At 56.9% G+C, this 18,630-nt stretch carries 13 protein-coding genes and 1 tRNA gene; 6 read left to right on the top strand and 8 right to left on the bottom strand.

Annotation, left to right across the window (positions count from 1 at the left end):
* Positions 1-126 precede the first annotated feature (126 nt).
* The 3 genes from SIB92_RS06060 to SIB92_RS06050 all read left to right on the top strand — a co-directional run bounded on the left by SIB92_RS06060 (position 127) and on the right by SIB92_RS06050 (position 3,134).
* Positions 127-1,827 (top strand): NAD(P)H-hydrate dehydratase, encoded by a 1,701-nt coding sequence (locus SIB92_RS06060; RefSeq protein WP_412554955.1) that lies wholly within the window; start codon positions 127-129, stop codon positions 1,825-1,827.
* 84 nt (positions 1,828-1,911) lie between these two features.
* Entirely contained in the window at positions 1,912-2,970 is a 1,059-nt protein-coding gene (locus SIB92_RS06055) for a Hint domain-containing protein (protein ID WP_412554954.1), read from the top strand.
* A 79-nt stretch (positions 2,971-3,049) separates the two neighbouring features.
* Positions 3,050-3,134: transfer RNA gene (locus SIB92_RS06050), tRNA-Leu, on the top strand.
* A 516-nt stretch (positions 3,135-3,650) separates the two neighbouring features.
* On the opposite strand, the gene SIB92_RS06045 is transcribed toward SIB92_RS06050, so the two are convergent.
* Both SIB92_RS06045 and SIB92_RS06040 read right to left on the bottom strand, forming a co-directional pair.
* Complete coding sequence (locus SIB92_RS06045; protein ID WP_412554953.1) at positions 3,651-3,896, bottom strand: hypothetical protein; 246 nt, start codon at positions 3,894-3,896, stop codon at positions 3,651-3,653.
* 597 nt (positions 3,897-4,493) lie between these two features.
* Positions 4,494-6,263 carry a sulfotransferase gene (locus tag SIB92_RS06040; RefSeq protein WP_412554952.1) on the bottom strand — a complete coding sequence of 590 codons (1,770 nt, stop codon included), beginning with the start codon at positions 6,261-6,263 and terminating at the stop codon, positions 4,494-4,496.
* A gap of 182 nt (positions 6,264-6,445) precedes the next feature.
* On the opposite strand from SIB92_RS06040, the gene SIB92_RS06035 reads away from it, so the two are divergent.
* Together SIB92_RS06035 and SIB92_RS06030 are read left to right on the top strand one after the other, a co-directional pair.
* Positions 6,446-6,817, top strand: a complete 372-nt coding sequence (locus SIB92_RS06035) for a BlaI/MecI/CopY family transcriptional regulator (RefSeq protein WP_412554951.1) — start codon at positions 6,446-6,448, stop codon at positions 6,815-6,817.
* Positions 6,807-7,922 (top strand): M56 family metallopeptidase, encoded by a 1,116-nt coding sequence (locus tag SIB92_RS06030; protein ID WP_412554950.1) that lies wholly within the window; start codon positions 6,807-6,809, stop codon positions 7,920-7,922. The genes SIB92_RS06035 and SIB92_RS06030 overlap by 11 nt, the downstream gene beginning before the upstream one ends.
* A gap of 370 nt (positions 7,923-8,292) precedes the next feature.
* Here SIB92_RS06030 and SIB92_RS06025 read toward each other — a convergent pair whose 3' ends face one another.
* The 6 genes from SIB92_RS06025 to SIB92_RS06000 form a co-directional block, all read right to left on the bottom strand.
* On the bottom strand, positions 8,293-8,571 hold the full coding sequence (locus SIB92_RS06025) for a DUF2160 domain-containing protein (protein WP_412554949.1): 279 nt from the start codon (positions 8,569-8,571) through the stop codon (positions 8,293-8,295).
* 1 nt (position 8,572) lies between these two features.
* Positions 8,573-9,370, bottom strand: a complete 798-nt coding sequence (locus SIB92_RS06020) for a carbohydrate ABC transporter permease (protein WP_295176129.1) — start codon at positions 9,368-9,370, stop codon at positions 8,573-8,575.
* 14 nt (positions 9,371-9,384) lie between these two features.
* Complete coding sequence (locus SIB92_RS06015; protein WP_294114547.1) at positions 9,385-10,248, bottom strand: carbohydrate ABC transporter permease; 864 nt, start codon at positions 10,246-10,248, stop codon at positions 9,385-9,387.
* Positions 10,245-11,336: an ABC transporter ATP-binding protein gene (locus tag SIB92_RS06010; protein ID WP_412554948.1), complete on the bottom strand. Its 1,092-nt coding sequence runs from the start codon at positions 11,334-11,336 to the stop codon at positions 10,245-10,247. Before SIB92_RS06010 ends, SIB92_RS06015 begins: the two co-directional genes overlap by 4 nt.
* Before the next feature lie 13 nt (positions 11,337-11,349).
* A complete protein-coding gene (locus SIB92_RS06005) occupies positions 11,350-12,411 on the bottom strand; it encodes an ABC transporter ATP-binding protein (protein WP_412554947.1) in 1,062 nt (353 codons plus the stop codon).
* 199 nt (positions 12,412-12,610) lie between these two features.
* The gene (locus SIB92_RS06000) at positions 12,611-14,347 is read right to left on the bottom strand and encodes an extracellular solute-binding protein (RefSeq protein WP_412554946.1); all 1,737 of its coding nucleotides are present in this window, start codon (positions 14,345-14,347) and stop codon (positions 12,611-12,613) included.
* Positions 14,348-14,830: 483 nt separating this feature from the next.
* Here SIB92_RS06000 and SIB92_RS05995 point away from each other — a divergent pair, with 483 nt between their 5' ends.
* Complete coding sequence (locus SIB92_RS05995; RefSeq protein WP_412554945.1) at positions 14,831-18,592, top strand: calcium-binding protein; 3,762 nt, start codon at positions 14,831-14,833, stop codon at positions 18,590-18,592.
* The last annotated feature ends 38 nt before the right edge of the window (positions 18,593-18,630 follow it).

Below are 18,630 nucleotides of genomic sequence, written 5' to 3'. Positions count from 1 at the left end.
ATTGGGAGGTCACAATTGGATAGGGTGACGCAGGGCACCCTTGGTTGGCGGATTTTAGGGGTGTGCTTAAAAATTAGGCAATGTGGCGCAGGAATGCGCTGAAATGAATCGCGGGATGTTTCACAAATGAGCGAATTGTTAACCGCTGCCCAAATGCGCGCCATCGAGCAGGCCGCAATTGAGTCGGGCGAGGTGACTGGTCTGGAGCTGATGGAGCGGGCCGGGCAGGGCGTGGTTGAGGCTATTTTTAAAGAGTGGCCGGAGCTTGGTGCTCTGGATAATGCGGCTGGGGGCCAGCCCCCAGACCCCCGAGATATTTCTGGAATGAGAATGCGGGCTGTCGTGCTGTGCGGGCCGGGGAACAATGGCGGTGACGGTTTTGTCGTGGCGCGGCTGTTGCATGAGCAGGGGTGGGATGTGGAGGTGTTTCTTTACGGGGATGCCGAGAAGCTGCCGCCGGACGCGCGGGTAAATTATGAGCGGTGGTTGGAAATCGGTAAGGTTGCACCGCTCACAGATACTGAGATTGAAGGTTATGCTGAAAGTCATCCCGGCACAGTGTTGGCTGTTGATGCCATCTTTGGCACGGGGCTCACGCGCCCCTTTCACGACCTCGGTCGAGTGCAAGATGAATTGAATTGGTGGTCAGCGGCTTCAGGCAGAGAAGATAGGCCAAAAGTTGTATCGGTGGACATTCCAAGTGGTCTGTGTGCCGACAGCGGCTCTTACTTAGGCTACGGCGCAAATGATGAAAACCCGTTGGATAACTGCATTGTCGCGAACCTTACTGTTTCGTTCCATTCAGCCAAGGTGGGACATGTTTTGGCTGACGGCTCAACTGGTTCCGGCAATTTGGTGGTTGCGGACATTGGGTTGGGGACAAAGAGCGAAGGCGGTCAACTTGGCGAAGCTCAACCGAGTACGTTGTCTGCCCCTAATAGCTTTGTTTTCGGCTCCGTCGTACGGCTAGAGCCGCCAAAGTCCTGGGGTCTTTTAAAGTCCAAAAGGTGGCAGAAGTACAATCATGGCCATGGCTTTCTTCTTTCCGGAGGGGCGGGCAAAACCGGCGCCGCACGGCTGGCGGCACGGGGGGCTTTGCGCATTGGGGCGGGGCTTGTCACGCTGGGCGTGCCACCTAACGCGCAACAGGAAGTCGCCTGTCAGATCACCGCATTGATGTTGCAGCGGGTCGCGGATGCTAAGGCACTAGAGGATGTCTTGCAGGATGACCGCCTCAACGCTCTGTGTCTGGGGCCGGGCATGGGGCTGGAACGGGCGCGAGAATTGGTACCTGTGGCGTTGGCCTCCAAGCGTGCAGCGGTGTTGGATGCGGATGCGCTGAGCGCCTATGCCGATGATCCTGCAGCGCTCTTTGATCTTTTGCATGAGAACGTAGTGTTAACGCCGCATGGCGGCGAGTTTGCGCGTCTGTTTCCGGACATTGCGGCGAAACTTGCGGAACCACCGAATAACGGCCCGGCCTATTCCAAGGTGGATGCCACCCGAGACGCTGCCGCGCGGGCAGGGTGCGTCGTATTGTTAAAGGGGCCGGATACTGTGATTGCTTCGCCAAACGGACAATGTGCGGTGAATGCGGCGGTCTATGAGCGCGCGGCGCCATGGCTGGCAACGGCGGGTTCAGGAGATGTTTTGGCAGGGTTCATCACTGGGCTGCTCGCACGTGGGCTTTCGCCACAACAGGCCGCGGAGACGGGGGCGTGGCTGCATGTGGAGTGCGCACGGGCGTTTGGGCCTGGGCTGATCGCGGAAGACCTGCCGGAGATGCTGCCGCAGGTGTTGCGCTCTTTGGACAACGCGCGGCGGTAACTTGCGCTGGATTGCTGGTCTTTGCTTCAAATTTGACGTAGCCTGATTGCAACAACAAAAACGCAGGTCGGGCAGGTCTGTTCCATGGCAAATTATTCTTTCTGGGCGTTGGGCGAGTCCCATGTCTCTGTCTCCAGTGGCGTTTCGCTGGACGGGATCACGCAGGGTGATGGCAGCCACCTTGTGGGCGAAACCATCACGTTGACGGACAATGCCTGGGAACAAATCTCGGTGCGCGATCGCGGCAGCGACACCAACTTTGACGACAATGACGGCAATCAAAGATTGGCGGGATCTCAAACGTTTGACGGCACCACCTACGGCAACAATACGCGGATCGAAGCGGAATACGAGTTTGTCCTGTTGGACCCCAACACGGGGCAGACCTATCGCGTGCTCTCGGTGAACTTCAACAATTCCTCTCCGGCCTACGGCACGGTGGAGGGCTTGGCGTTTGTGGACGAATTCCCTCCGGTTGGTGTGCCGTTGACGGTGATTTCGGCCCGAGAAGGCCCCACCGGCGGCACGGCGGTGGACCAATCCAACATTGCAGCGCCGCCGTGTTTTACGCCTGGCACCATGATCCGGGTGCGCGGCGGGGCCAAGCTGGTGGAAGACATTGCGGTTGGTGATCTGGTCAAGACACTAGATCGCGGGTTTCAGCCGGTGCGTTGGGTGGGGTCTGTCAAGCTCGGCCGCGCGGTGTTGCAGGCAAAACCATCATTCCGGCCTGTGGTGATCCGCAAAGATGCGTTTGGAGAAGGGCGGCCGAGCCGGGACTTGACGGTGTCGCCGCAGCATCGCGTGTTGCTGGATGGCTGGCGGGCCGAGTTGATCTGTGGCGAGTCTCAGGTGTTGGCCGCGGCGGCGCATTTGGTGAATGACCGTACCGTGCGCGTTGCGGCGCTGACGGGCGAGGTAACTTACATTCACCTGCAGTTTGAACAGCACGAAATTGTCGAGAGTGACGGGCTGTTGTCCGAAAGTCTGTATGCGGGGCCTATGGCATTGAAGAGCTTGCCAAAAGAGAGTCGTGCAGAGTTGGAAGCGCTGTTTCCTGATCTGACAAACGGGGAGTGTGGCAGCCTTGTGCGGCCATTGGCGCGCAAACAGGAAGTGCAGGCTATTCAGCTGGCCGGATGACAGATGTGCGAGAAATTGCGCTGGGATGCACTTTACCTCTCGCATCCCGCAAAAAGCTTTGCTAAGACGCGCGGACCATGCGGGTGTGGCGGAATTGGTAGACGCACCAGATTTAGGTTCTGGCGCCGCAAGGCGTGGGGGTTCAAGTCCCTTCACCCGCACCACATTGATTTTATTGAATAAAATCAATGTTCCATGTTCGGATGCGTTCAAGAAATTGTGTGAAATCAGTTGAGTTTCACAAATTTTTCTCAGATTCCTGAAATATTCACCCTTTGTTCGATCCGATTTCTGGGCGGCAAATTGCTCGATTTGGCTTGGCGAATCCGAGATGTAGGTCGGCCAAAAGGCGCCGCATCAATGGCGCGATTTTGGAACTTGGTGCAGGTAAGACTGCACAGGGTCTTATTGCCGCTAGCGGAAGCCAGGTACCGCTTTTTGCCCAATGCAAACCTGGACGTAGGAGAAATCTAACTTTGCGCCCACAAAGCCGGGTGCTGCACCGGTTAAAAGTTTCTACTTTGTACAGAGAGCAGGCTTATATAGGTCTCCCTCCGAACCGCGCGGTTCTGCCATTTTCCGGAATTGATGCATAACTTGATTGGAAGTTGGCAAACGCCAACGAGGCGCGACAGACAAGCCTCACGCCTCGCAAGTTCTATCAAGTAGATTTGGCGTAGTTACTGAACCAGTTGTGGTTCTGGGAATGCTGTCTTTTGCTTCCCGCCTGCAAGATCATCACAGGTGTTTGGTGGGTTATCGACAACAGAAGCAACTTCCACTGTGGAAACGATGTCGATGCAGATTTCCACAAGGGGATCGCTCTGCATGAACCCAGGCACTTGCTGAAGCTTTGTCAGCCAGCGTTGCACGTCCTGCATGTGTATGGCGACATGCTCGTCTTCATGGTCTTCAAGGTTAGACATTGGGACCTCCTGCTGCTTGCGCAGCAAATACTCGTTACGGATACTAAGGTTCTTCAAGTGACTTCAGTGAGTTTGGCTTGATAAGTTTAGTGCCGCTCGACAAGAACAACCCTGGCGGATCCTGGTTAATTTTAGATTAACTGTACGCACTATGTTCTATTGACGTTCACGTTATGTAGTCAGGGTTTCCATACCTACTAGCGTTTTCACTTTTTCCGCTACGCCCAAACACCATTTAGCGAAGTGGGGTTAAGTTTGAGGTTGGCCGCTAGCCGGTGAATGAAGGGCCTCAGCTTGGTCCGGCTAAGGCGCCAGTCATACCCCAGCTTTGCAATTCTCGCTTCCTGCGCCTTGCGCCCATTCGAGTCCTATGAAGTTGGTTTTAGGAGTTCGCAAATCCGTTTCACATCTTCCCTCTTTGTTCGCCGTTTGTCTTGTGAAAATCTACGCTTAAGTCGTTGATATAATGTGATTTTCGCTAGTTTTAGGTTCTGGCGCCGCGAGGCGTGGGGGTTCAAGTCCCTTCACCCGCACCATGGTACCTTCTCAGAAAAATTTGATATACTTTCTGGTTTTTCAGCGGGTTATGGTTGAAACCTAAAGTGCGTACCCGTAGTGCGTAATCCAATGCCGTAAACGTTCTTTGCAGGGGGACAACTCTGTTTCGTATTGGCGCCAGCGTTCTTTGGATGTGGCATACAGAGGTTGGCTGACCTGCGCGTAACTTGGTGTGTTGATGCGTCCGCGTGTCGTGGCGGTGCCGACATTGTCCAAAACGCTGTTGTCCCACGGAAGGTTCAGGAAAGATAGGAGCGTGCGCAGCGTGTCTTCCGGCGCATCGATCAACGTTTCGTATTTGTGGCGATGTACCGCAAGCCCATACGTGTCCGCGGCGCGGTGAAACTGCTGCATTCCGGCATCATACAACTCGGCAGCGGTTTCGGTTGAGAGCATGGCGGCCATGGGCAGGTTGAGTTTGAAATTCTGCATAAAGCAGCTCAGGACGCAGTCCAATGGGTGGCGTAGGGCGAGGATAAATTTGGCGGTGGGAAAGATGCTGTGCAGCAGGTGTAGGTTCAGCAGATTGAGCGGCATTTTGTCGATAACAACACTTGATGTGGGGGTGTCCAGATACCGGTTGGCGATTTGCCAATAGGCCGACTGCAAAGCGCTTTGTTGTGGTGGCGTCAGAGTCTTTGTGGGCGTCCAGTCCAGGATTTCAGGAAAGTCCTTGGCCAGTTCCGCGATGATCTCGATCTCTTCCATTACGGCAATCTCTGGGTGCCCGCGCAAACAGGTGTCCAACAGCGTTGTGCCGGACCGCGGGAAGCCGACGAGGAAGGTCGGGGATTGAGTGTTTTTTGCTGCGTCTGGCGCTGGCGCCGGAATTGCCGCTGAGGTGCTATCGGCCTTGGTCCGTTGTGTCTCCAGATAGGCTGGCACATCCGCGACAAAGGCGGGATGGGCCTTGGCCGCGGCAGTGTTCATAGCGGTGAACCGCGTGAAGGCGTCCTGCGTGTTGCCAAGCTTGTCTGCAATGGCGGCCTGAAGCCAAAGATGGGAGGTTTGCTTGTCGGGGTGCAGTTTCGACACATCCACGTCGTGGGCAGCCTGTTCGGCGGCTGTGTAGTTTTTGGTGCGGAAGTGCAGGAACGCGGTGAAATGAGCCAAGGCATCCGTGGCAGTGGGCGCGAGGGTTGAGACCGTCGTTAAGCGGGCCTCCAGGTCCGTGAGCCTGTTGCGCTTTTCATAAAGCTCCAAGAGGCTCCAGGCTGCGTCGTGGGTTTCAGGGGCCAGTTCCAGGCAGCGGTGATAGGCGGCGTCCGCATCGGCGATGGCTTCCAGGTCACCCAGCAAGTTGCCGAGATTTTTCCAGAGAGCCGGGTTCTCCGGCGCGACAGACTGGCCTTGCCGATAGGTTTTCAGGGCGGCCTCAACTTGGCCCATGCCGCGCAACAAGGCGCCAAGGTTGATAAAGCCATCTGGGCTTTGTGGGGCCAGAATGGTTACCTTTCGAAACGCGGTCTCAGCAGTTGCGATATCGCCCAGAGCTTTTGCTGTCATGCCCCTCAGATTCCACAGAAACGCGGAGGAGGGATATTCCGCCACGGCCATTGCCAGCACCGGTGACAGATCCGGAAATTGGCTGGCATGAAACAGATTAAGGATCTGCTGCTTCAGGTCTTTTGGCGGCTGAGCCAAACTTGGGTGGCTGCCTTCTAGGGTGGAAAGCGCGGATTTTGCGCGTGCGTTTTTGGGAAATTGGTTCAGCAGGGTGCGATATAGGGCGCGGGCCGTACGTAGCTCGCCAGACTTTTCCAAACGCTTGGCGTCGGCCAGCGTGCGTTGAACATTGAGTGCGCCCATTCTGGACCTCTGAACTGTTGTTTTTCCCTGATTAGACAAAGAGGTTGAAAGAAGTCTGAACAGGGCGAGCATCCTTTGTGGTGGTACGGTGCAAATTTTGCTTTGTTTGCTCCGTGGGATGCAGTACTAATTTTCTAGTAATCAAACACGGAGTGGCCACGTTGGCACGTCGACGCAGTGAGATGCTCACGGATGTTGAGCTGGAATTTATGATCGCCCTTTGGGAGATCGGCACAGGGTCTGTGCGCGATATTATGGGGGCGCTGAAAGACGATCAGCAGCGCGCTTATACGTCTGTCGCTACCGTGATGAAAATTCTAGACGACAAGGGGTTTGTGACCTCGGACCGCAAGGACCGGGCACTGGTGTATACCCCTGCCGTTCAGAAGCGCGACTATGAAGGTCGCAGCCTGAAAAATCTGTCTAAAACCTTGTTTGGAGGAACCCCGACGGCGCTGGTGGCGCGACTGGTGGATAATGAGGACCTGACAGACGAAATGATCCAGGAAATCAAAGAGATCATCGACACAAGGATCAGAAAGGATGACGGTTGATCAAATCGTAGGGGGGGCGATCTGGGTTCAGCTACTGATCCTGTTAGCCGCGATTGTTTTTGCCATCTTTGAGGGCCTTTTTGTGCTGACCGGCGGGCGGCGCAGTTTTTCAACGCGACGACGATTGGGCATGGCCGCGATCGCCTCCTTGGCGGTGGTGCCTGTGGTGACGCCGTATCTGATGACGACATCTTATGCAGCTTCTGTGAACGCCACAGATGTTGTGGTGTCTCAGGTGCTTAACGGCAATATTGCCTTGTCTGCGCAAGAAATGTCGGCGCTGTTGGCGATGAAGACGCAGTGGCTGGATCAGATGTCCACCGGCGGATCGATTGTGGCGCAAGGGCTGATTGCGGCTTTTGCGGCCGGTTTTGTGGTGCGCGGTATATACCTGTCGATCAACATCGGGCGTATTCGCCGAGCGATCAACGCGGGCCGCGTGGTGCAGCGCACGAAGTGGGTGTCCGTGGTGGTATCGCCAGCGGTGGAGGTGCCGTTCTCGACGCGTGGCTTCTTGCGCTATTATGTGGTGCTGCCGACGTCGTTGTTCCGCGATGGGGCGGGTGTCGAGATGGCACTGGGCCATGAAATGCAGCACATCCGCCAAGGCGATGTGGATGCTGAGGTGTTACTCTCATTGATCTCTCCTCTGGCAGTGCTCAATCCCGGTTTTTGGTTTCTTTCCAGCCGCTTGCGTAAGTTGGGTGAGCTGGCCTGTGACCGGGCCTATCTGGCGCGCAAGGGCTTTGATGCGCATGGCTATGCGTTGCGGCTTTTGGAGATTGCGCGGTTTTCGCAGTCGCAGGCCAAGGCGCAACCCGCGGCCTTTGGCGTGCCTCTGGTGGGGCGCAAAATCCCTTTCTTGTCACGTCGCTCTATGTTGAAAGATCGGATTGTTGAAATCGCGCGGGATCAGGATGATCCCGCCAAAGAAGCCCTGGTTTTGGGCGCTGGCATGTCGGTGTTGATGGCTGGTGTGGTGTTGCTTGGCGCGGTGTCTTTGACCGAGCCGGAGGACTGGAGCCACGAGCGGATTATGCTCAGCACGGTGGCCAATCTGGACCGTTTGAACGAGCTCAACACACTGGCGCAGCGCAACTGGTAAACCCGTCAGGTTCTCAATGAAACGGCCCCGTCGCAGAGCGCTGCGGCGGGGCCGTTAACCTTAAAAATCCACATCGGTATTGCGTCGGTATCGCGGCTGTTTTGCGGAGGTGCGTTGTACCGGATCGCAAGCACATTAAAGAAGGTTGCTAGCGCTTAAGGTTTGGGGGCGCTGCCCCCGTCGCCGAGGGCGACTCCCCCGAGGTATTTCACGAAGGAGAAGCAGATGCGCCTCTGCTTCTTCTTGCCCTAAATATCCCCGCCGGAGGCATCCAAACGTGCAGTTCGGAACAGGTGGTGCGGCTCTTGCCCAAGCAGAAAGGGCAGCGCCGTGTTTTGCGCTGCCCTTTGACGGTAGTTTGACGTTGAGGTCAGACCTTCCAGAAGCAGAAGGTTCCCCAAGCAATTGCCAGTCCTAGCGGCCACCAAAGCGGTTCGCCCATCAGGCCGAGCCAGGCAAGGAAGATGAAGCTGCCGCCCAAGCAAGTGAGGAACAGCCGGTCGCCGCGGGTTGTGACAAGGCCAAGCGCGCCTTTGCGCTCAGCTCCGCCGGGGTATTTGATCTCAAGAACAATCAGCAGGCCAATTGTGGAGAACAGGCAGATGAAAATTGCGGCCGTGGGCCAGGTCCATGCCATCCAGCTTAGCATATCAAACTCTCCCCATCGCGAAGCCCTTCGCGATGTAGTTGCGGACAAAATAGATCACGATGGCACCTGGGATGATGGTGAGCGTGCCGGCGGCGGCCAGCAGGCCCAGCTCATATCCCGCAGAAGAGGCGGTTTTGGTCATCGTGGCGGCGATGGGTTTGGCGGCCACCGCGGTAAGGGTTTTGGCCAAGAGCAACTCCACCCATGAGAACATGAAGCAGAAGAAGGCAGCCACACCCACACCGGCTTTGATCGTTGGGATGAAGATCGTCAGGAAGAAACGTGGGAAGGAATACCCATCCACATAGGCGGTTTCATCCAGTTCCTTTGGGACGCCGCCCATGAAGCCTTCCAAGATCCACACGGCGAGCGGGATGTTGAAGAGGCAGTGCGCAAGCGCCACTGCGAGGTGCGTGTCAAACAGGCCCACAGCGGAGTAGAGCTGAAAGAAGGGTAGAGCGAACACGGCCGCCGGGGCCATGCGGTTGGTCAGCAGCCAGAAGAACAGCTGTTTGTCACCCAGGAAACGGTAGCGGGAGAAGGCGTAGGCCGCTGGCAAGGCCACGGCGATGGAGATCACCGTGTTCAGCGACACGTAGATGATCGAGTTGATGTAGCCCCAATACCACGTCGGATCGGTGAAGATCGTGATGTAGGCCTCCAGCGTGAAGGTCTGTGGGAAGAGCGAAAACCCGGAGAGGATCTCGTTGGTGGTTTTGAAGCTCATCGCCACCAGCCAGTAGATCGGCAGCATCAGGAACAGGATGTAGAGGATGGGGACAAGAGAACGTTTGCGCATTGTCCTGTCCTTTCTTAGTTCAGGTCGTCTTTGGTCATGAGCGTGTAGAACAGCCAGGACACAAAGAGGGTGATTGCGAAGTAGATGAGGCTCATCGCGGCGGCGGGGCCGAGGTCAAACTGACCCAAAGCGATTTTCACCAGATCGATCGAGAGCAGGGTTGTCGAGTTGCCGGGACCACCGCCGGTGAGCACGAAGGGTTCCGTGTAGATGTTGAAGCTGTCCATGAAGCGCAGAAGGATGGCGATGGTCAGAACGTTCTTCATCTTGGGCAGTTGGATGTAACGGAACACCGACCAGTTGGAGGCGCCGTCGATCTTGGCCGCCTGATAATAGGCATCGGGGATCGAGACGAGACCCGCGTAGGCCAGCAGTACCACCAGTGAGGTCCAGTGCCACACATCCATGGTGATGATGGTGATCCAGGCCGCAACAGGGTCCTGTGTCATGTCGTAGTTGATGCCCAGCACGTGGTTCAGGAAGTAGCCCAGCAGACCAATGTCTGGCAGGGCGAAGATGTTCCACATCGCGCCCACCACGTTCCACGGGATCAGCATGGGCAGCGCCATGAGCACGAGGCAGACCGGCACCCAGAAGCCTTTGCGCGGCATGGCGAGGGCAATGGCGATGCCGAGGGGGACTTCGATGATGAGGATCATGAAGGTGAAGAAGAACTGACGTCCCAATGCGGCGTGGAAACGTTCGGAGCGCAGGATCTGTTCAAACCAGGTGAGGCCTTCCCAGAAGAACAGGTTGTCGCCGAAGGTTTCCTGCACCGAGTAGTTGACGACAGTCATCATCGGGATGATGGCGTTGAACGCCACGAGGATCAGCACCGGGAGCACAAAGAACCAGGCTTTTTGGTTTTCGGTTTTCATGCGGCGCTCTCCTTTTGAGCGGGCGTGGTGGCAATCCAGCCGTCGGCGTAGAGCCGGGTTTGATGCGGCGTGAACTGCAGATGCACGGTGTCGCCCATGGCGGGCGGGGTGTCATTGATGATGGCGGCAACTTTGCTGTCGCCAACGGAGACCTCGACCACGGCGTGGCGGCCGACGTCTGCGACACGTTTGACGGTGCCAGCGATGCCGCTGTCGCCAAGGGACACAAACTCCGGACGAATGCCGATTTCCAACGTGCCGCTGGTACCTGCTGCGATGGGGCCTTCGAGGGTCACGGGTTGGCCATTGAAGATCGCCTGACCGTCTTTGACTTCGGCGGGCAGCACGTTCATGCCGGGCGAGCCGATGAAATGGCCGACGAAGGTATGCGCGGGGCGTTCAAACAGCTCTTCGGGCGTGCCGATCTGCACAACTTCGCCAAGCTGCATGACCACCACCTGATCGGCGAAGGTGAGTGCTTCGGTCTGGTCGTGGGTTACGTAGATCATCGTGTGAGAGACACGCTGATGCAGCTCTTTGAGTTTGGTGCGCAGCTTCCACTTAAGGTGGGGGTCGATCACGGTGAGTGGTTCGTCAAACATCACGACGTTCACGTCATCGCGCACGAGGCCGCGGCCCATGGAGATTTTCTGTTTGTTGTCAGGCGACAGGCCAGCGGCTTTGCGGTCCAAAATGTCGGTGACCTCAAGCATCTCGGCAATCTCGGCCACGCGCTTTTCGATGATCGCGGGATCTACGCCACGGTTCTTGAGTGGGAACGCGAGGTTCTGGCGCACGGTCATGGTGTCGTAGATCACCGGGAACTGGAACACCTGCGCGATGTCGCGCTGATCCGGGGGCAGTTTTGTGACGTCTTGGCCGTCAAACAGGATTTGTCCTTCGGACGGCTCCAAGAGGCCGGAGATGATATTGAGAAGCGTGGACTTGCCACAGCCAGACGGGCCAAGCAGAGCGTATGCGCCGCCGTCCTGCCAATCCAGATCGACTTCTTTGAGGGCATAGTCTTGCGGGACTTTGGGGTCCGGGAAGTAGCTGTGCCGCAGGTTTTTGAGTGTAATTTTCGCCATTGATCTGTGCCCTTTAGCCGACGCGGGCGCCGTCGGGCGCGAAGTAGAAGCAGGTGGTTGGATCAAGGAAGAAGTTGTGATCTTCGCCAATCCGGTAGGGGTGGGTGCCATGGGCGAGGCTGACCCAGCTGTTGCCGGCAAACTCAAAGTGGGCCGAGCTTTCGGAGCCGGAGAGTTCGGTCACACCCACATGGCCGGTCAAGGACACGTCAGAGCCGTCGTGCGCATGGGGCAGCACGTGGTGCGGGCGCACGGCCATAATGTAATCGCCATCGGTCAGGCCAGCGGCCTCGCCAGACGCGGTCCAGCTGAGATTGCCGAGATGCATGGCGTCGCCGCGTTTGGTGACCGGGGCATGGTTGATGGGTGGGTCGGAGAACACGCGCGCTGCGGTCAAAGATGCCGGGGCGCGGTAGATGTCGGCGGTGGGGCCAAATTGGGCCACGGAGCCATCGACCATGAGTGCGGTTTCGCCACCAAGCAGTAGGGCTTCTTCAGGCTCGGAGGTGGCGTAGACCACCACGGCACCGCGACCGGCAAAGAGTTCGGGCAACTGCTCGCGCAGTTCTTCGCGCAGTTTGTAGTCGAGGTTGGCCAACGGCTCGTCCAGGAATACAGCGCGGCTTTCCTTGGCGATGGCACGGGCGAGGGCGCAGCGCTGTTGCTGGCCGCCGGAAAGCTCATGCGGACGGCGGTGCAGCATCGGGCCAAGTTGCAGAATATCTGCGGCCTCGGCCACGCGGTCGTTGATCTCGGATTTGGCCATGCCTGCAACCTTCAAAGGTGAGGCGATGTTCTCAAACACTGTCATGTGCGGGTAGTTCACAAAGAACTGGTGCACGAGGCTGATCTTGCGTTTTTGGGTGGTGAGGGCGGTGACGTCTTCGCCCTCCATGAGGATCTGACCGGAGGCGATCGGGTCAAGCCCGGCCATCATCTTGATCAGAGAAGTTTTGCCAGCGCCGGTTTCGCCCAGCAGCACGTTGAAGTGGCCTTTTCTCAACGTGAGGGTCGTGGGTTTGATGTGTGTCACACCCTGCACGACCTTCGTAATATTCTTTATTTCCAGTGCCATGGATGCACCTTTTGATCCTTGTGTCGCCCTGTGGAGGAGGGACCCGAGTGGGTGGGGAGTTGGGCAAGTTGGCCGGGGCTTAGAGGGTAAGCCCCGGCCAGTTCGACCAATTTCACGGGGAGTGAATGGTCTGGAGGAACTTTAAGTTGCCGCTTGTTTGGGGAGCGAATGCCCGCTCCCCAAATTTGCGCGACAGCTTTTAGTTAGAGCTCCAGCGGGCTACGAGGTCGTCGTAGTTGACGGTCTCGCCCTGTGGCTTTTCGTTGTCCAGCTTTGGCTTCGCGCCGCCGTTGGCAAACCACCACTCTGCGTCTTTCTCTTCGTTCAGACGTGGGCCGCAGCCGCCGTAGACATTCTGGGCTTCGTCTGCGCGCTGCATACGGGCCATGGTGATGTCCATTTCTTCGGCGAGACGGTCCATCGCTTCCTGCGGTGTAAAGGCACCGGAGTTCACGTCACCGATCTGCTGCCACCAGATTTGCGCCAGCTTCGGATAATCCGGCACGTTCACGCCGGTTGGGGACCATGCCACACGATCAGGCGAGCGGTAGAATTCCACCAGACCACCCAGTTTCGGGGCGCGCTCGGTGAAGCTTTCGTGGTTCACAGAGCTGTCACGGATGAAGGTCAGACCCACGTGGGACTTCTTTACGTCAACCGTTTTGGAAGTCACGAACTGAGCGTAGAGCCATGCGGCTTGTGCGCGGTCCGATGGGGTGGACTTCAGGAAGGTCCAGGAGCCCACGTCCTGATAGCCAACCTTCTGGCCTTCTTCCCAATATGGGCCGTGTGGGCTTGGTGCCATACGCCACAGTGGGTTGCCGTCGCCGTCCACGGTGTTGTTGCCTTCAGACTGAGGCTTCACCATGTCTGCGGTAAAGGCGGTGTACCAGAAGATTTGCTGGGCCACGTTGCCTTGTGCCAGGGCTGGCAGTGACTGGTAGAAGTCGTAAGACGCCGCACCGGGAGGGGCGTAGTTGCGCAGCCATTCGTCCCATTTGCGGATCGCGTAGACCGCGGCTGGACCGTTGGCGGCACCACCGCGGGTGACGGATGCGCCAGCCGGGTTACAGGAGCCTTCTTCCATGCGGATGCCCCATTCGTCGATCGGAACACCGTTTGGTTCGCCTTTGGAGCCTGCGCCCGCCATGGAGAGCCATGCGTCGGTCATACGCCAGCCAAGGTCAGGGGCGCGTTTGCCGTAGTCCATGTGGCCGTAGATGTCGACGCCGTCGATGTTCTTCACGTCTTTGGAGAAGAACTCTGCGATGTCCTCATAAGCAGACCAGTTGACTGGCACGCCCAGGTCATAGCCGTATTTGGCTTTGAAGGCGTCTTGCAGGTCTTCGCGGTCAAACCAGTCTTTGCGGAACCAGTAGAGGTTTGCGAACTGTTGGTCTGGCAGCTGATACAGATCCCCATCCGGGCCGGTGGTGAACTGGGTGCCCATGAAGTCATCCAGATCCAGAGTCGGTGAGGTGGTGCCGGACCATTCGCCTGCCATCATGTCGGTCAGGTTGTAAGCCAACTGCAGGCGGGAGTGCGTGCCGATCAGGTCGGAGTCGTTGACGTAGCCGTCATAGAGGTTCCGCTTGGTCTGCATCTGTGTCTGAACAGCCTGAACCACTTCGCCCTCGCCGAGGATCTGGTGGTTGACCTTGATGCCGGTGATTTCTTCAAAGGCCTTGGTCAGAACTTCGGCCTCATAGCCGTGGGTCGGAATGCCTTCCGACAGCACGTTGATTTCCATGCCCGCATAGGGCTGTGCAGCGGAGATGAACCACTGCATTTCGCTCATCTGCTCGTCTTTGGACAGCGAAGACGGCTGGAACTCTGCGTCGATCCAGCGCTTGGCTGCCGCTTCGTCGGCATAAAGCGATTGTGTACCCGCAATCACGGCAGACGCCGCGACGGCGGAGATAAGATACTTCCGCATCTTGTCCTCCCAAATGTTTGTAGACCAGCCTAGCAGACCGGATGCCTAAAGGTGTCAAATGCGCTTTTTTCAGTCAACTAATAATTTAGTAGATGGCTCGAGTGTCGGCGCTGTGTGGCTTTAAGTAATTGCAAAATATTGTGAAAATGCAAACGCTAACTTAGCGGAAGTGAGAAGGTCTGTCACGAAATTGCGTCAGATTTGCGATTCTGTCTATGTTCGATTTGTTCGCAGAAGCGCGCAAATGCTCGCTGGCCTCTTCGGATTCGTCGGTGGATTTGAGGAGCCGGCTCAGGATCGCGGAGATGTGATTTTAGCCGTTTGGTGCTGAAAACGCGCCCTTGGTGCGCAACTGTTCCGGATATGGAAACAGTTCGTATAAAATTTTTCTTAACCACCGCACAATTTTGGCGATAGGCTGGAGGGGCTGGCACTATCTCCGACTACTTTTTCAATTACCGACAAATCCTGTGGGGGCAGTCTATGTTTTTTTTGAGCGTTTTATTGCCTTTGTTGGCTGGCGTGGCTGCGGCCACTGTTGATGGCTCTACCGGATCGGGCGGGGACGGCAGCGGCGATGGCGGGGGGGATGGCACTCCGGACACCCGTGATGACACCGTGACCGGTGGGGATACCACGGGGGATGCGCCGGGCGACTCCGTTGGAGATGTGGTGCGCGACATTGAAGACATTCTTGTTGATCTTGGATGGAGTGATGCAACGTCCGCAGATGAGCCGCTTGCGGCCAATCCCGGTGAAGAGATCTCTGGAACTGAGGACGATGACACGCTGATGGGCACCGAGCGCGACGACACGATGTCGGGCGCGGGGGGGAACGATCGTCTGGATGGTGGCCACGGCAATGATCTGATCGACGGCGATGCGGGCGACGATGTTGTGCTTGGCCGGCACGGCGTGGACGTGATCAGTGGTAACGACGGCAATGATCTGGTCAAGGGCGGCAAGGGGGACGACTTCCTGTTTGGCAATGCCGGTGATGATACGTTGATAGGCTCACCCGGTGATGACGTGCTGGTTTCCGGTGGCGGGGTTGACTACTTGCGCGGCGATCAGGGGGATGATCTGCTGATCGGGCTGGATGAAGAGTCCGAAGATGGGGCGCCAGATACCCTTTTGGGCGGCATCGGAAACGATCGGTTGGTTGGCGATGATGGCGACATCCTGACCGGCGGGGAGGGCGTGAACCGTTTTGGCGTTGTTGTGGGCGGTGGTGCGCCTGTCACCATCACGGATTTCCAGTTGTTTCATCCACCAGGCGCCGAACTGGCCACGGATCTTTTGTCCTTATTGGACGAGAACGGCGAGTTGATCCCAAGCTACGATCTCCTTGAGAATGGCGGTCGGCTTGAAGACAATGAGGACGGCACTGGAGTCAATATTTTCTTCAATGATCAGTTGGTTGTGGTGATTGAAGGGTATGAAGCCCAGGACTTCCGGTCCGACTCAAATTGGCTTGGGAACTTCTCACCAGAGTTGACGGGGCGTCTGGATGGGGACGATCTGTTGACCGGCGATGCCGGAGACGTTGTCCGCAACGACGACATGCATGGCGGCTTGGGCGATGACACGCTGATTGGCGGTCTTGGGGGCGACACGTTGGATGGCGGGGAAGGCGACGACGTGATCAACACTGTGGACAGTGTGACTGGAGCTGAAGGGCAGGACATTGCCCTTGGTGGTGCCGGGAATGATCACTTTACAGCGGATGGGGGCGATATTCTTGCCGGCCAGGAAGGGCGGGATGCCTATGACATCTATGTGCCCACCGAGGACGGCATGGCACCGGTGGAAATCTATGGGTATCAGTTCTCTACCGCTAATCAGGAAGTGGAATTCCTGACGCTTTTGGGGCCGGATGGCACGCCGCTGAGCGCGGAGGATGTGGCGGACAATCTCGTGATTTATCAGGATGAAAACGGCACCGATGCAATCCTGGAATATGACGGCCGGATGATGGCGGTGATGCACGGGATTGATGCCAATTTGATCGTGGATCACACCCTGTGGATTGGCAATTTCAACCCGTCTCCGACCACCACTGTGGCCCCGACCAGTGGCGGCAATGATGCCACGCAAATTTCCATGACGCTGCAAAGCTCGTCGGGCACTGGCATGTATGTTTCCCAAGAGATGTTTGGCGCCAATGCGGTGTTCAGCGTGAACACGGATATGGGCGTGCCGCTGGAGAACTATGTGGAAGGTGCGCGGGCGTTGGATATCGTGAACTTCCGCTTCCCGGCCGGTCAGGGCGACTCGCTGGATGGCGAGAATGAAGGCATCGACTGGCTCAATGTGATTGAGCTGGAGGAAAATGAAGACGGCGAGATGGTGCTGCGCGAAGAGGTGCGCAATGCGCTGGATGCGGCAATTGCGGCGCATGACAACGGCACCGACGTAAAAGTCACCATGGTGATCGCGACCAAGCTCTATTCCATTGAAGAATATGAGGACAAGTACGACGACATTGCCCGCTTTGCCGAGATTATGGTCACTGACTATGCCGATCAGATCGAAGCGATCGAGATTGGTAACGAGTATTGGGCCATTGGCGAGACCTCTTATGGCACCAAAGCCGATATTGCCGCGCGGGCTTTGGCCGAAGGCATGGAGCGGGCCGGGGTGTCTGAGGACGATCAGCCGAGCATTATTGTGCAGATGGCCACACCAAATGAGGGCAGTGAATATCACGAGTCTGTGGATGATCGCCCGTTTGGCGAGCGTCGCGATGATGCCAACCAACACATCATTGACCTGTTGTCAGAGGAAGCGCGGGAGGCGATTGATGGTGTGGTGGAACATTATTACTACCGTCGCGACTATGATGAGTTCACCGGTAACGGCAACGAGCAGGGATTTATTCCCAATGACTACGCCATTTGGGAAGCCGACTTTGACAAAGAGCTCGATCTGCATGTGACGGAATGGAATATCCGGACCACCAATCTGGAGCAGAACGGTATCCGCTCGTCCGGTATTCTGCCGGAAATGATGGAGTATATGGTCAGCTGGGGCACAGATGCCGCGCATGGCTGGCCGGTGGTGCACAATACCACTTCGATGCTGGCCGGCACCCGCTCGGATATGCCAATCCTGAATGAGGATGGCTGGGTTGTAAACTCAGTGCGCGGCGCGACCTTTGATGTGATGTCTTCGGAAATGGTGGGTATGCAACTTCTGGAGACCAATTTCTCTAATGACGACGGTCGTATGGAGATTCAGGCCTATCAGGAGGATGGCAAGGTTGTGGTGCAGGTGGCCTCGCGGACCGGAGAGGCGGTGGACCTTGATCTGGATCTGTCCAGCCTGGTTTCTGGGTATGAGAACGCCTATGGCGTGAAGGTGGGATATGACCGGTCCGCTGACAGTTCTGACGGGGTGTATCGCGACAACGGTGAATATGTGCAGGCGGAAAGCACTATCATTGATGGGGAGCCTTATTATTTCAACGAATATGACGTGCGCGCCACTGTGACCGATGTTGATGTTGATGGGGCGGATCTCAATCTGTCATTGAACCCCTATGAGATGGTGCAGCTGGTTTTCGAATTTGGCGACAATCCTCCACCGCCTGCAGAGGAAGGGCGTCAGGTTGTTGGCACCTCCGGGGATGATGAAATTGTCACCGACAACGGCAATGACTCCATTTTGGGCATCGAGGGCAATGACAACATCATCGCCAATGGCGGGTTTGACACAGTACGTGGCGGGGAAGGCAATGACCGCATAGAAGGCGGCAAACAGGATGACTTTGTCTATGGCGATGAAGGCAATGACGCGCTTTATGGCCACGCAGGCGACGACAGCCTCAAAGGCGGCGAAGGCAATGACAGCATCTCTGGCAATCAGGGTGCCGACACGCTTTTGGGCAACGAAGGCGATGATGTGCTGCGTGGTGGCGACGACAACGACAGCATGAATGGAGGCCAAGGCAGCGACACCCTGAAAGGTGGTAGCGGTCGCGATACTATGACCGGCTACAACGGCGCGGACACCTTTGCCTTTGAGCTGGAAGACATGATGGATGGCGACATCATCACAGACTTTGAGCCGGGCCGCGATGTGATCTCTTTGGACTATGATGACATCACCTCGATTGATGACCTGACGATTTCCGAGGTGGAGCAGGGCATTGTGATCTATGTGGGCGATCATGGCGGCATGTTGTTGCAAGGGGAGCTGTCGTTGGCACAGGTGGCTGATCCCAGGAACTTCCTGTTCACATAACACCCTAGTGAGGCAGCTTCCTTCTGGCGTTTGATAGC

Source organism: Shimia sp. MIT1388, from assembly GCF_047124445.1.
In the GTDB taxonomy this organism is placed as follows: Bacteria; Pseudomonadota; Alphaproteobacteria; order Rhodobacterales; family Rhodobacteraceae; genus Shimia.
This window is presented reverse-complemented; position numbering and strand designations above follow the sequence as displayed.

Bases quoted from the DNA above. Each gene is read 5' to 3' on its own strand.
- SIB92_RS06000 (WP_412554946.1), bottom strand. From the start codon at position 14,347: ATGCGGAAGTATCTTATCTCCGCCGTCGCGGCGTCTGCCGTGATTGCG.
- SIB92_RS05995 (WP_412554945.1), top strand. From the start codon at position 14,831: ATGTTTTTTTTGAGCGTTTTATTGCCTTTGTTGGCTGGCGTGGCTGCG.
- SIB92_RS06010 (WP_412554948.1), bottom strand. From the start codon at position 11,336: ATGGCGAAAATTACACTCAAAAACCTGCGGCACAGCTACTTCCCGGAC.
- SIB92_RS06030 (WP_412554950.1), top strand. From the start codon at position 6,807: ATGACGGTTGATCAAATCGTAGGGGGGGCGATCTGGGTTCAGCTACTG.
- SIB92_RS06015 (WP_294114547.1), bottom strand. From the start codon at position 10,248: ATGAAAACCGAAAACCAAAAAGCCTGGTTCTTTGTGCTCCCGGTGCTG.
- SIB92_RS06005 (WP_412554947.1), bottom strand. From the start codon at position 12,411: ATGGCACTGGAAATAAAGAATATTACGAAGGTCGTGCAGGGTGTGACA.
- SIB92_RS06020 (WP_295176129.1), bottom strand. From the start codon at position 9,370: ATGCGCAAACGTTCTCTTGTCCCCATCCTCTACATCCTGTTCCTGATG.
- SIB92_RS06040 (WP_412554952.1), bottom strand. From the start codon at position 6,263: ATGGGCGCACTCAATGTTCAACGCACGCTGGCCGACGCCAAGCGTTTG.
- SIB92_RS06055 (WP_412554954.1), top strand. From the start codon at position 1,912: ATGGCAAATTATTCTTTCTGGGCGTTGGGCGAGTCCCATGTCTCTGTC.
- SIB92_RS06045 (WP_412554953.1), bottom strand. From the start codon at position 3,896: ATGTCTAACCTTGAAGACCATGAAGACGAGCATGTCGCCATACACATG.
- SIB92_RS06035 (WP_412554951.1), top strand. From the start codon at position 6,446: ATGCTCACGGATGTTGAGCTGGAATTTATGATCGCCCTTTGGGAGATC.
- SIB92_RS06025 (WP_412554949.1), bottom strand. From the start codon at position 8,571: ATGCTAAGCTGGATGGCATGGACCTGGCCCACGGCCGCAATTTTCATC.
- SIB92_RS06060 (WP_412554955.1), top strand. From the start codon at position 127: ATGAGCGAATTGTTAACCGCTGCCCAAATGCGCGCCATCGAGCAGGCC.